12 protein-coding genes and 1 other annotated feature are annotated in these 13,937 nt (G+C 45.3%); of the genes, 4 read left to right on the top strand and 8 right to left on the bottom strand.

What is annotated here, in order from left to right; genetic code table 11:
- Window positions 1-5: 5 nt before the first annotated feature.
- The 4 genes from LP667_RS06450 to LP667_RS06435 all read right to left on the bottom strand — a co-directional run bounded on the left by LP667_RS06450 (window position 6) and on the right by LP667_RS06435 (window position 3,139).
- Window positions 6-1,052: a phenylalanine--tRNA ligase subunit alpha gene (locus tag LP667_RS06450; RefSeq protein WP_021731699.1), complete on the bottom strand. Its 1,047-nt coding sequence runs from the start codon at window positions 1,050-1,052 to the stop codon at window positions 6-8.
- A gap of 53 nt (window positions 1,053-1,105) precedes the next feature.
- Window positions 1,106-1,333 (bottom strand) — a binding site (T-box leader).
- A gap of 46 nt (window positions 1,334-1,379) precedes the next feature.
- The gene (locus LP667_RS06445) at window positions 1,380-1,739 is read right to left on the bottom strand and encodes a winged helix-turn-helix transcriptional regulator (protein ID WP_003638562.1); all 360 of its coding nucleotides are present in this window, start codon (window positions 1,737-1,739) and stop codon (window positions 1,380-1,382) included.
- A gap of 22 nt (window positions 1,740-1,761) precedes the next feature.
- On the bottom strand, window positions 1,762-2,271 hold the full coding sequence (locus LP667_RS06440) for an HD domain-containing protein (protein WP_021731700.1): 510 nt from the start codon (window positions 2,269-2,271) through the stop codon (window positions 1,762-1,764).
- Between the two features lie 100 nt (window positions 2,272-2,371).
- Window positions 2,372-3,139, bottom strand: coding sequence for a TrmH family RNA methyltransferase (locus tag LP667_RS06435; protein ID WP_021731701.1), 768 nt, complete (start codon window positions 3,137-3,139; stop codon window positions 2,372-2,374).
- Between the two features lie 247 nt (window positions 3,140-3,386).
- On the opposite strand from LP667_RS06435, the gene LP667_RS06430 reads away from it, so the two are divergent.
- Complete coding sequence (locus tag LP667_RS06430; RefSeq protein WP_003638559.1) at window positions 3,387-3,659, top strand: acylphosphatase; 273 nt, start codon at window positions 3,387-3,389, stop codon at window positions 3,657-3,659.
- Between the two features lie 63 nt (window positions 3,660-3,722).
- Window positions 3,723-4,646 (top strand): membrane protein insertase YidC, encoded by a 924-nt coding sequence (yidC, locus tag LP667_RS06425; protein WP_021731702.1) that lies wholly within the window; start codon window positions 3,723-3,725, stop codon window positions 4,644-4,646.
- 139 nt (window positions 4,647-4,785) lie between these two features.
- Here the strand turns inward: yidC and LP667_RS06420 are convergent, their stop codons facing one another.
- On the bottom strand, window positions 4,786-5,364 hold the full coding sequence (locus LP667_RS06420; protein WP_021731703.1) for an SdpI family protein: 579 nt from the start codon (window positions 5,362-5,364) through the stop codon (window positions 4,786-4,788).
- Window positions 5,365-5,726: 362 nt separating this feature from the next.
- Between LP667_RS06420 and LP667_RS06415 the strand changes: the two genes are divergently transcribed.
- Together LP667_RS06415 and LP667_RS06410 are read left to right on the top strand one after the other, a co-directional pair.
- Entirely contained in the window at window positions 5,727-6,908 is a 1,182-nt protein-coding gene (locus tag LP667_RS06415; RefSeq protein WP_021731704.1) for an exonuclease SbcCD subunit D, read from the top strand.
- A gap of 2 nt (window positions 6,909-6,910) precedes the next feature.
- Window positions 6,911-10,096, top strand: coding sequence for an AAA family ATPase (locus LP667_RS06410; protein WP_021731705.1), 3,186 nt, complete (start codon window positions 6,911-6,913; stop codon window positions 10,094-10,096).
- A 133-nt stretch (window positions 10,097-10,229) separates the two neighbouring features.
- On the opposite strand, the gene LP667_RS06405 is transcribed toward LP667_RS06410, so the two are convergent.
- The 3 genes from LP667_RS06405 to LP667_RS06395 form a co-directional block, all read right to left on the bottom strand.
- Complete coding sequence (locus LP667_RS06405; RefSeq protein WP_082618906.1) at window positions 10,230-11,198, bottom strand: UbiA family prenyltransferase; 969 nt, start codon at window positions 11,196-11,198, stop codon at window positions 10,230-10,232.
- Between the two features lie 368 nt (window positions 11,199-11,566).
- Window positions 11,567-13,210, bottom strand: coding sequence for a HAMP domain-containing sensor histidine kinase (locus LP667_RS06400; protein WP_056988308.1), 1,644 nt, complete (start codon window positions 13,208-13,210; stop codon window positions 11,567-11,569).
- On the bottom strand, window positions 13,210-13,896 hold the full coding sequence (locus tag LP667_RS06395) for a response regulator transcription factor (RefSeq protein WP_003638551.1): 687 nt from the start codon (window positions 13,894-13,896) through the stop codon (window positions 13,210-13,212). Before LP667_RS06395 ends, LP667_RS06400 begins: the two co-directional genes overlap by 1 nt.
- Between the last annotated feature and the right edge of the window lie 41 nt (window positions 13,897-13,937).

Below are 13,937 nucleotides of genomic sequence, written 5' to 3'. Positions count from 1 at the left end.
GACGCCTAGCCTTTCTTATAGAACTGTGACAAGAACCGCACGTCATTTAAGTAGAAATTGCGGATATCGTCAACACCATATTTCAACATCGCAAAACGGTCTGGTCCTAACCCAAAGGCAAAACCACCGTATTCTTCTGGATCAATGCCAGACATTTCTAATACGTGCGGGTGAACCATGCCGGCACCCAACACTTCGATCCAACCAGTCTGCTTGCAGATTGCACAGCCCTTGCCATTGCAATTAAAGCAAGTGACATCAGCTTCAACGGATGGTTCCGTGAATGGGAAGAAGCTTGGCCGTAGCCGGACATCGAATTGATTGCCAAACAAGGTCTTGGCAACGAGGATCAAGGTGCCCTTCAAATCAGCCATTGTAATATGCTTATCCACGACCAATCCTTCAATTTGATGGAATTGATGTGAATGGGTCGCATCATCGGTATCGCGCCGATAAACGCGGCCAGGTGACAAGACCTTCAACGGCCCCTTCGAGAAGTCATGATTTTCCAATGACCGCGGTTGGTCCGCAGACGTTTGTGTACGTAATAATACGTCTTTGGTAATGTAGAACGTATCTTGCATATCACGGGCAGGATGATCCTTCGGTAAGTTCAGACGTTCAAAGTTGTAATAGTCTTCTTCAACCTCATCACCATCAACGATTTGATAGCCCATCCCCATAAATAAATCTTCTAACTGGGTAATAATCTGCGTAATCACGTGCGGTTGTCCTTGCGGAACTTCTCGGCCAGGCAATGTCACGTCCAACTTTTCAGCAGCTAATTGCTGATTAACCGCTTCTCGTTCTAATTCTTCACGTCGCTCGTCAATCGCGGCCTGAATTCGATCACGAACTTCGTTGGCATAGGCCCCTACCTTAGGGCGCTCTTCAGGACTCAAGTCACGCATCCCACGTAAAACCTCGGTAATTGGCCCTTTTTTACCAAGTAAATCAACTTTTACTTGATTGACTTTTTTTAAGACGTCAGCTGACTTAATATCGGCCAAGCCTTGATCACGTAATTCAGTTAATCGATCTTGTAAACTCATGTGCTGCCTCCCATTTTTAGTTGCGTTGTGGACAAAAAAAGACCCCATCCCCAAAAAGGGACGAGGTCATCGCGGTACCACCCTTGTTTGCACAGTAATCACTATGCACACTCACTACCCGTCATAACGGTCGGGATACCGGAAAATTATTTGTTTTCACAAACGCCCAATTTCAGCTCGGAGAGTGAATTCGTCAACTTTGGTTGTCAGGGTGCTTTCAATCGGTGACACCCGTCCCTACGACCCCGCAGTCAACTACTATTTCTCGTCAAGGCTTTTATCTACATTGTCAGTTTATGGCAAAGTCCCTTGCACGTCAACCCCGTATTAGGATTCGGCCGGGCTAAACCACTTATCGGACCAATTATGGACCGTATCCATCACTTGTCGTAAATCTTGGCCCTTAGTCGTTAACCGGTATTCAATCAAAGCTGAATCACAATGTGTGACCCGGCTGACGATCCCATTTTCTTCCAATTCTTTAAGTCGGACCACGAGCACCCGGTCACTACACTTAGGAATCCGGCGAGCCAGATTCTTAAAACGTTGCGGCCCGTCCTCCAATAAAACGTCAATAATTAACCCATTCCACTTCTTACCTAGAATGGAAAATGTTTTTTCGAATTTTGGACACAGTTCAAAATCCACGTTGGATTCTGTAACCGTGTCAGCTAGCATTTCTGACATGCAATGACCCCCAATTATCGAATTAACCGGCGGAGACCTTGCCTCGGAACCGATCTAGTTGTTTGGCCACTTTTATACGTAATGGTCCAAAAAATTCATGTTCTGCTTCATAATCATCAACTAAAGAGACGAGCAAACTTTCCCGATATTTCGGTACAGCTAAGGTTGCACCAAACATATGCTTCAAAATGATATCTTTTTCCATTGGCGTTAATTTCGTCAGCTTTTCAGCATTGCGCAACGCGACCCGTGGATGGATAAATGCGTGTGAGCCGAGATCAAACTTGGTTTCACGCCAGTCATAATAAAACAAATCATGCAATAATCCACCACGCGCCACTGCCGTCGTATTAAGATGCCATTTCTTCGCTAAAACATAACTATCATATGAAACCGCAATCGAATGATCTAATCGATTCGAATGATGGTGTTGCGTAAATTCAGCAAGCCGTTGAACAGCTGGCTGTGCTAATAAGTCTTCGACGATCGCCACGTATTCAGAATCTTGTTGCCACACATTATTAGTTTTCATCTAAAGCTCCCTTTGCTAATATCTACGGCTATTCTACTAAAAAGCTAGCTGTTTTGAAAGTATTTTACCTGGATTTTAGCATTTTCTTACTAATTGTAAGTTAGCGATATAAACCGAACATCAAAATACCGGCAGCCACGGCTACGTTTAACGATTCTGCCTGTCCCTTGATGGGAATATATAAGTTCTGATCAGTCCGTGTTAACAATTCCTGGCTCATCCCATTACCTTCGTTCCCCATAATCAAGCCAAAACTAGCTGGCGCATCAACATCTAAATACTGGGCCGCCTGTGGGTTCAATTCTGAACCGTAGACTGGTGCCCCCTGAGCTTGCAATTGATCAACAAGTTGATTGAGATCAGTGCTGATCAGTTGTAAATGGAACTGACTCCCCTGCATGGCCCGTTCAACTTTTGGTTGGTGAATATCCACCGTCCCAGTACCAAAGGCCACGCCGGCAAAACCAGCAGCATCCGCAGTCCGTACCATCGTCCCAATATTTCCGGGATCCTGAACATTATCGAGCAGTAACCAAGGCCGCGTTAAATCTAGTTGTGATAAATCTTCAATTGCAGCGGGCAGAGTCGCTAACGCAAATACCCCCTGCGGCGTCACCGTTGCACTGATGTGTTTGGCGACTTCATCAGAGATTTCGATGACGGCTGGAAAATGGGTCAAATCCGGTTTAGTCGCCAGCTGTTTTTCGGTGATGAGCAAAGTTTGAATCGCCACGTGTGCTTTAACGGCCTCATTGACTAAGTGCCAGCCGTCCAGTAAGTATTGGCCCTGTTGTTTACGGCCTTTTTTCGTCTGTAATTTTTTCCACGCCTTAACGTGCACGTTTTGTAATGAATTAATTTTTTCCATTGTCAACTTCCTTTAATTAATCGGTTGAAACATCAGCCGGTCTTGTCAATTCAGGGCACCCTGTATCATTCGAAAGTGTCCGTTTTATCCCAAGTATAGCATATCGCCCGTTGAACATTTCCATGCTATTATATAAGTAATACAGATTGTACTAATTATGCTGACACAATACAATCAGCAATCAGTACAATCAGGGTGCTAGTCACAGGTTAGACTAGCTGAACAAGTTAAGTAAGGAAGTGACACAATGCGTGCAGTAACATTAAAAGCAACCGGCCGGGTCCAGGGGGTGGGCTTCCGTTGGGCCACTAAAGTTGCCGCTGACAAATGCGGCGTGAACGGAATCGTTCGTAACCTGATGGACGGTTCAGTCTTTATTGAAGCCGAGGGTGAAGATCAACGAGTGCAAGTCTTTATCGACGTTGTTCGGCAGTCGCCAACCGATTTTGGCAAGGTCAAGCACCTCGAAGTGCATGAAGTTGAACCACAAAACTATCACGATTTTCGGATAACCAATTGAATTCCCCCGACATCTTTAGTATCATCATCATTATATGACTTTAACAAAGGGGATTATTAACTAGTGAAATCAAAAAAAGGCCTTACGCTCACCCTCACCTTAGGAACGTTAGCACTGTTTCTAAGCGGTTGTGTGCAAACGACCAAAGCTGGTAAACCATACGGGTTTGTTTACGAATACTTAGCAAGACCAGGTCAAAATGTTATGGAATGGTTGTCACAACTATTCGGCAACAACTACGGTTGGGCAATTATTGGCTTGACGGTCATCGTGCGGTTAGTTTTATTGCCAATGATGATCAACCAACAACGTAAATCAACTTACCAACAAGAAAAAATGTCCGCCGTTCGGCCACAGATGGAAAAAATCCAGGCACGGCAAAAGGCAGCCACGACTCAGGAAGAAAAGGCCGCAATCAGTAACGAACTCATGCAACTTTACCGTGACAACGGTATCAGTATGACTGGTGGTATTGGCTGTTTACCATTACTGATTCAACTGCCAATTTTCTCCGCCTTGTATTACGCCATTCGCTATTCGCCTGAATTATCTAAGGCGACCTTTATGGGAATCTCCCTTGGGAAATCCAGTCTGATTCTAGCCATTTTGGCCTTTTTATCCTACTTGGCACAAGGTTACCTATCCATGATTGGGTTACCTGAAGAACAGAAGAAGACGATGCGTCTCATGCTTATTATGAGTCCGGTCATGATTTTATTTGTTTCCATGTCCGCTCCCGCAGGTTTAGGACTTTACTTCTTCGTTGGTGGTTTATTTGCCTGCTTGCAAACACTGATTATCAACTTCTTCCGGCCACGTATTCGGCGCGAAGTTGAAGCAGAACTCAAAAAGCACCCAATCAAAACACCAACACCGACGCAACCAAAGCCGGTTAGTGCAACCGAATCCAATCCTAGTCGCCCTCGTCCGCAAAATAATGCGGGTCGCGGCCGAAATGCCGGTAAACAACAACGGCACCGTCAATAACCACTGAAGCTCAATCAACACTAAAGCACCGCCATGAAACTTCTCGTGGCGGTGCTTTTTACGTTGTACGGCATGCAGCCGTCCCCTTAACTGATTTCGCGAACATTACCACGGATGCCAATTAACGCTGCCAGGCCGATTAGATCAACTTCTTACTTAGCCGGTAGGAATAACCCACGGTCAAAATCACGACCAACACGATAATCGTAACAAAGACATTGAGAAATGACTTTGTTGACATCTTTCCCATCGCTACTAACAGCGGTCCTGAAATGCCAAATAATCTGCCTGCTAGCACGTTAGTCCGATGCCAGTTTTCTTCTGACAAATAAGTCCACGGAATCCTGATTCCAACCAAAAGATTACGGGAAACATATGCCATCGGTAATGCGACAATCGAGATGATTATCGCGATCAGCGCAAAGCCAATCGTGGAAATCCGGTTGAAATCAATGAGTAACAAATAAAATAAAACGGTCAAGTTAATATCAGCACCGAGATATGTCCCCTTGCGCCAGTTGGAATTCTGCTTACAGATCAAAATCAAACTAATCCCAATTAAAAACAACCCACCAACCACGGCCAACGGTGCATTACGAACTCGCCACACGGGCCCACCACTGGCCAATTTGATCACTGCTAAGGTGACCAAATTGATTAAATTCACCACGACGAGTAATTTAACTCCAAGCGTCTGTTGCCATTTTTCTGGAATCATGAGTAAGCCCCCTTTTAAACTGCTAGCCCAATAAGATTGTAGCGCCCTAATTATTCCAATACCGAGTCCGACGTTAAGCATGACTAAAACTCACAATCGCTGAGAGCAAGGCTGACCAGCAAATCACTCCCCCGTATGTTGCAATCAATAATTGCTCAACTAGTTAAGCGCAATTATAGCTGAATTGAATAGTAAGGGGTAGAACTTGCCCACTATCAGGTTTGTCCGCCAACATTCCAAACTAACTCAAACGTATTTCGTCAAAATTAATCAACTTTGGGCAGACGACACTTCGCGGCCTGAAATTTTATGTAAATATGCGATAATGGAAATTAACAATTCAAACTCAAGGAGGAACTCCCATGAAGTTACTACATACAGCGGATTGGCACATCGGCCGGACGCTTAACGGTTATTCTTTGTTAGATGAACAGGAAGCAGCGTTCAAGCAAATTCTAACGATTGCATTGGCTGAAAAAGTTGATGGTATCGTGATTGCTGGTGATATCTACGACCGGGCCGTTCCAAGTACCGACGCGGTCACTTCACTCGACCACATGCTGCAGGCTATTAATATTGAGCATCACCTACCAATCTATGCCATTGCTGGCAACCATGATGGCGCCAAGCGTCTCAACTACGGTCGTGAATGGCTAGCCTATAATAATTTTCATATCAATACGTTACTAGCTGAGGCCTTCACGCCCATCGAGACCCCAACGGCCCAAATCTTTATGTTACCGTTTTTTGATCCCATTGACGCGCGGGTCTACTATCAGCAACAAGGTTTGCCCGAAAAACAAGTCAAGGCGATTCACACCATTCACGATGCGATGCAACGCGTGGTTAGTGACCTCGTTGCTACCTTTGATCCTGAAAAACGGCACTTATTGATTACTCATTTTACCGTTACACCCAAAGCGGATGACGACTTGGAACTGACAAGTGAAACAACTTCCAAAGTGGGCGGTTTGGCGACGCTGACCACCGATCTATTCGCAGACTTCGACTACGTGATGCTGGGCCATATTCACACTCGGTTAGCCTCACCTGACAAAGATCGAATTCGGTATGCCGGCAGCCCCGTCAAATTCAACGTCAAGGAAGCCAATCCCAAGTTCCATGGCAAAGGTGTTGAAATCGTGACAATCACCCCCACTGCGATCACCCATGAATTCCAACCAATTCAGCCGCAGACTGACTTGGTTACGTTGCGTGCGCCATGGGAAACGTTACTTGATCCCAACTTTTATCAGCAACAGCCGTTAAAGCAGGCTTGGTTCGCGATCACCGTCCAGGAATTCGACCGTAGCAAGCATCTGAACGTCCGGGCACAACTCGAACAAATCTACGGCACCATTGTCGAATTGGACTACGAATCGAATCACCAAACCACCGCCATCAGTGGCCCAAAAAACATGAACGAGCTGAGTCCCGATGCAATTGTTGGGCAATTTTTCCACGCGATTACTGGTAACCAACTCTCAACGACGCAACAACAACTCGTTGACCAGATTTTTGTCAACTTAAGAAAAGAGGATTAGCCGTGAAACCCGTTTATTTAGCCATGAACTATTTTGGCCCCCACGAACATTCAATTATTGATTTTAGCAAGCTAGAAAGTACCCCGATCTTTTTGATTAGTGGTGATACTGGGGCCGGTAAATCAACTATTTTCGATGCCATGACTTTTGCCCTCTTTGGCAGTACAACGAATGATGGCACGGATGGTCGGGCAGCCAAAGAGATGCGCAGTCAGTTCGCCCCCGCCGACCAACCGACAAGCGTCACCTTCTACTTTGAGCAAGGCAATCAACTCTATAAGATTGCGCGCTCCCCTGAACAATACTTAGCTAAGAAAAAAGGGTCTGGACTGACGAAAAAGAATAGTACGGCCAAATTAGCTGTCGTTGATCACGTCGGTGGCGTGGAGATTGAGAGCATTGCAACCAAGCCAGCTGACGTTGGTCCCGAGATCACGACCATCTTAAATTTGACTGCCGATCAATTTAAAAAAATCATTCTACTCCCCCAAAATGACTTCTCGGAATTCTTAAAATCAAAAACGACTGACAAGGAAAAAATTCTTAAAAAGATTTTTGGAACGCAACTTTATTCAGACTTTACTGCGGAACTTAAAGCGGAGTATCAAGCCGCCAGCAAGACTGGTGATCAGTTTGTCACCGATTTGCGGGTCGCACTAGCCTCAGCAACTTGGAATGATGAGGAACAGGCGCAACTTCAAGCAGTTCCGGACGATCAAAAAATTCCACTGCTACAAGCATTTGTTACGACGCGTCAAAGTGCTTTTGACCAAGCACAGCAAACGACTAGCAAAATCAATCAGGCTGTTAAAGCGGCCGAAACGGCCTACCAGCAAGCACGCGATCGCCAACAACAGTTTGACCGGCTCACACAGGCGCAAGCTGATTATCAAACTAAAGTTGAAGAACAAACACCGGCAATTACCATAGCCAAGCAACAGTTGCACGCGTTAACTTGGGCTCAGCCCCTACAAGCCACCATGCAAGCCCTCACTCAACAAACACGGGACCAAAAGCAATTGACGCTTGACCAGCAAGCAGCTATGGGTAACGTGCAACAAGCGCAGGACGACTATCGCCAAGCGCAAGCTGCAGTTCAACAATTACATGACCAAAGTGAAGCTAACCATCAGCACCAACAGCGCTTGGAACAATTGGCCACATTGATTCCACAAGCGCAACGCGTTGAAAATCTCACCGCACAGCTCGCGAAGCTCAAGCCGAGTGTCGCTGATCTGAAGGCAACTTTTGAACAGCACCAAACCGTAATAAAGACGCTAACAGCCAAAATCACCGCCCAACAAGCGACCTTGCCATCTGTTGATAACTTACACGCTACTAAAGATTTGCTGATTAAACAACGGGAACAGTTCGTCGACACCCTGACACCACTTGATAGTCAATGGCGAAGTGCGCAACAAGAACAGCAGCGCGTCACCAAGCAACTGACTGATTTACGGGCGCAGCTTACCCGCGATGAACAGAATCAGCACAATGCGCAAGTTCAATTTGAACAACAACGGGGTCAACGCCAAAGCTTAATGATTGCCCAATTACAACAAGAACTCGTTGACGGCCAGCCCTGCGTAGTCTGCGGATCAACCGATCATTCACAGATGCCGGTCACAACCATCGTTGCAAATGAAGCTGACTTACGACAATCCATGCAAGCCGTTGACGACGCCCAAAACGCGTTGGCGGCAGCCAACAAGCAAGTGGAAGCCACACAGCAACGTGTCAAACAGGCTGAAAAAGAAGTTGACCAGGCCACGCAGCAAGTAACCACCGCCCAAACGCAACTAACTTCAACTTACCAACAGTTGATCGAAACCAACGGACTAGCACTCAAGGCACCCTACGATTTGACCGCAGTCAGGGCTTTTTTCACTGAGCAACTCACCACAATTACGAAGAAACTTGAGGCAGCCCAACGAGTGGTTCAAGCTATTGATAAATATACTGCTGAACTGGAAGCACAACAAAAACAGGCCCAACAAACTGAATTACAGTTAGGCGAACAACGGGCCTTATTGCGCAATAAAACAGCCGATTTGACGGTAGCTCAGGCAGCCATTGGTACGGATTTCCAAGTCACAAGCGCTAACCTGCTGGCCGAAAAAGCACATCTCAATCAGATTGTCGCGTCCTACCAGCAACGCCTAGAGGCCGCCCAAACCACCGTTCAAACCAGTCAACTTACCTTATCAAAACATCAAACTAAGCTCGATGATTTAAACGACCGGTTGAAGACAACCCAAGCCACGCGCACGCAGCTTGAGCAGACAATCGCACAGACCTTAGTTGCTCCAGAAGCACCGACTCATGACCAGACTGTCCTTGAAAATTGGTTAGAAGAACTCGCTAATGGTCGATTGACCGCCTTGCAAGTTCAAATTGCCACCTATCGGCAAGACAAGGAACGCCTAACAGCCGAAATCGAGCAACTGCAAACCGCCTTAACGAACGTTGAACGACCGAATATTGCGGACATCCAAGCTCAGCTGGCCGACCTGCAAGCTCATAAGGATCAAGCACTGCAATCACAAACCGTGGCGGAACAAACCTTAACCGACGCGCAAAGTTGTCTCGAAAAAGTCCAACAAATCATGCACCAGCAAGGCACATTTGCAAAGCGGTTCGCCGAAATTACAAGCCTGTATAATATCATGACTGGCAAAGATGGCAACGATCACAAGCTCAAGTTAGAGACCTACGTTGTCCAAAACTACTTGCAACGCGTCTTAAACTACGCCAATGATCACTTTATCAATCTGCTTTCCAATAACCGTTACACATTTGAATTGGCTGCCGAAGCGAGTGACAACCGCAGTGACCACGGCCTCGATATCAATGTTTACGATAATGAAACCGGCAACTCGCGTTCATCTAACACGTTGTCCGGTGGTGAAACCTTCATCGCCGCTCTGTCGATTGCACTCTCGCTCAGCGAGGTCGTTCAATCTTCGGCTAATGGCGTCCAAATCGACGCACTGTTTGTCGACGAAGGTTTTGGCTCCCTGGATGATGAAACTTTGGAAAAAGCGATGCAGGCACTCGAAACAATTGGTGAAAACCGAATGGTCGGCGTTATCAGTCACATTGAATCAATGAAACGAACAATTGGCCAACAAGTTCTCATCAAAAAGATGGGGGATGGCCGTAGTACCGTGCGGTTGATCAGTAAATAGCTGCCGAAAACAACTGCAATACATGACTAACAAGTTTCAAAAAACAGCGACACAAAAACGGCGGCCGTCATCCAGCATAATTGCTGAATGACGGCCGCCGTTTTTGTGAACCATCCCAATTAACCAGACCGGATTAAAAGAAAATGCCCAGAATCAGTCCAAGTAATTGCATGCCTTGAAACATCATCAAATTTTGTGGCGCCGTATTAAAGGTGGTTTCTTTCACCTGCACCGCGTTAAAGGCCCGAATATTCTTCAAAATTTTTGGTAAAACGAGCAACACTACCAATTGATAAATCGGTAGTATTTGTAAGACAACACTCACCAGCACTGGTAAATAGCCTAACAGCGCTAGCGTATCATAGACCCGTAGTGACCAACGATGACCAATATAGTACGGCACCGTATAGCGCTCGTTGCGAATATCCTGTTTTAAATCTGAAATATTGTCAGCTAACATAATATTTGCAACCAAGAAAATCCCTGGTAGCCCCACCAAAATCATAACCAATATGTTCTCTAAGTTCCCCACAATCGCAAACTGCGGCCAAGCAAACTTGAAGCCCGCCAGTACGGGAGTTGCGACGTTCATATAAACACTCAGAAAGAAAACGCCAAATCCTTCGACACATCCCGATAGTAGTTCACCCAACGGAAAGCGCGAAAACGGCACCGGGCCATAGGTATAGAAGATGGCCACACCAATCGCTGCAGCGCCCATGAACAGTAACAATAAGTTTGTTCTGACGACTAGCACTAATCCTAAAATAATTGCAGTTGCTAACATCGCTAGCATCAAATTCAATGATCGTCGTGGTGACAGGTGCTCACGGCCAACAATGTTATAAGTATCCCGATAATGTAAATCCTTAGCCAAGTAGTAATCCTGCACATTATTAAACCCCGTCACAAATAATGCAATCGCTACTTGCGCAACTAAGTAAATTAACGAATTGATCCAATTAAACGCATGAAAATAATAGATTGAAAATAAAACACCAATAAAATACGGCACCACACTAGCTGCCTTGGCATTTAGCCGAATGAATTCCAAAAAAATTTTGAACGTCATTGGCCGATAAGTTGGTTCGTTCGTCAACAACTTCGCCCCCTGATTAAATTAACTACTCTTCCACTATACCAAAAAAGGTTACTTGTGAAAATGGTTTCATGATGAACATACCAACAAATATAGGTCAACTTAGACCTATTTCGAGTCGGATCAATCTGAATCAGGATTAAACTCAACCTGTTTGTGCGCCATCCATTCGTCGTTTAATCAGCATCTTACTGTGCCTTATCGAACTAGTCGATGTTCAATATTGATTCAAGCCTCCCTCAAAATCACGATATGATCCCATAGGCCGCGTCTTTAAAATTCATTACAGCGCAATTATCCAAACTGAAAACGCACATTCAAGTTACATCAACTTGAATGTGCGTCTTAAAATTCATCAATGATTCGATTGCCTAGTGATCGTGCTCATGATCATCCAAGGGCGCTTCATCTTCATCACGAGTAGCTGGTCGGATTCCAGCTGGCAGTTCCGACTTAGCAATCTTTTCAACATCATTCGTTTCAGCCTCGGCCTTAGCCAATAGCTTTGAATCACGTAAAATTGGCAACTGGAACCGGAAGATCGAGCCTTGGCCCACTACCGATTCAACACTAATATGGCCATGATAACCTTCAACTAACCGTTGGGCGATCGATAGCCCTAATCCATTACCGCCCTTGTCACGACTACGCGCTTTATCAACCCGATAGAAGCGATTGAAAACCCGGTCGAGATTATCCTTAGAAATGCCTTCACCGAAGTCTTGGACGGCGACTTCGATATAGCGATAATCCGTGGATAATGACAAATGGATTTCTTTGCGTCGAGTCGAATACTTGACCGCATTATCCAATAAAATAATCAGGATTTGTTCAAGGTGATTTCGATAAATCTGGGCATAAACCGGCTTTTTAACGTCATCGTCAAATGTAAAATTAAAGTCTGGATGAATCATTTTGAAGTCGTTAAAAGCTTGCGTCACTAATTTCTGAACATCCGACGTCTCATGGCTGAAGTTAATCTCTAATTGTTCAGCTCGTGATAAGTCTAACATTTCTTGAACTAGGCTCTGCATCCGCTTAGTCTCTGATAAACTAGCCGCTAGTGATTCCGATAACACTTGCGGATCATCCTTACCCCACCGATTCAACAACTCCATGTGTCCCTGAATAATGGCCACCGGGGTCCGTAATTCATGGGAGACGTCCTCAACGAATTGTTGCTGTTGATTGATGTAGCGTTGCATCTGATCCAACATATCGTTGAATACCACTGCCAAATCCGACAATTCATCATTGCGTTTAAGATCGGGCACCCGCGAATCCGTTTGAGGATCATCATTGACCGCATTAATCGTCTGCTTGATTTTCCGCATTGGCCGTAATAGAAACGCTGCCAGAAAATAGCCCAATAGTGTGGCACCAAAGATTGTAATCATCGTCATGACAACAAAAATCCAAATTAAGTTCTGTGTCGTGGAGTGATATTCTGCCAAGTTATTCGTAACTTGGGCATATCCAATCAACCGGTGATTACTAGCTGCGTAGATGGGCGCCCGCCCCACTAATTCAGCCTCACTGCCACGACCAACAATGGCCACTTGTCGCGATTGGCTTTTCGAAAATTCATGAGCGTCTTTACGTGAAAGATACAAGGTATTCCCACGTGGGTCATACACCGTCACTGCTAAGTTCGTTCGCGAAAGGGCGGTCAAATCTGAATCTGAAAAGATTTTACTCTGGAGAACCCCGTGCTTCCGCTCACTCATGGTATTGGCCGGTTCTACACTCGCTTCCGGTTGCAACTTAGCCGCCACCGATTTGATCGTTAATCCCTTGGACTCCGTTCGCAAAGACTGTTGCACCGTTGTAACTGCACTAGCCACGTTCCGTTGTTCTTGGCGCAATAAGAGGTTCGTGAAGCTCTTATAGACCAATAATGAAAAACAAATAAAAATGAGCGCGGACCCGATTGCGGTCCCAAGCGCCCATTTCCATTTTAATGACCAACGGCGCCGTGGTTTGGGCGTCACTTGATTAGTATTGATGTCAGTCATTAAGAACGAATCACGTATCCAGTCCCACGAACAGTTTGGATGTAACTCTTTTCGCCTGGTCGGTCAATTTTATTCCGCAAGTAACGGATATAAACGTCGACAACATTCGTTTCAACTTCTGACTCATAACCCCAAACCTTGTTTAACAAGACATCCCGTGCTAAGACTACGTTAATATTTTCCATTAAAGTTAATAACAGTTCATATTCACGCTTCGTCAAGTTGATGACTTCGTCGCCGCGTTTAACGACTAAGTTTTCCTTTTCAATCGTCAAATCTTTATAAGTGACGGTCGTTTGTTTAGTGCTTTGTTGTTCACTTTCCAAATCGATTCGCCGCAATAGTGCTCGTAAGCGTGCCAGTAATTCTTCAATAGCAAATGGCTTAACAATGTAATCATCTGCCCCATGATCCAGGCCGGAAACTCGATCAATCACAGAGTCACGGGCCGTCATCATGATAATTGGCGTGTTCTTAACTTCACGTACCCGCCGACATACTTCCAAACCATTTAGTTCTGGTAACATTAGGTCTAATAGGATGGCATCAAAATCTTCAGCTAACGCTGCGTCTAACCCCTTGCGGCCGTTATATTCGACTTGAATATCATAGCCTTCGTGTTTTAATTCTAATTCAACGAAGCGTGCGAGGTTTTTTTCATCCTCAATAATTAATATTCGACTCATTTACTTTTAGTCACTCCTAATATTCAACTTATCTAAAAACC

This window comes from Lactiplantibacillus paraplantarum, from assembly GCF_003641145.1.
Taxonomy (GTDB): domain Bacteria; phylum Bacillota; class Bacilli; order Lactobacillales; family Lactobacillaceae; genus Lactiplantibacillus; species Lactiplantibacillus paraplantarum.
The sequence above is the reverse complement of the archived record's forward strand: the minus strand, read 5'-3'. Positions and strand labels throughout refer to the sequence as shown.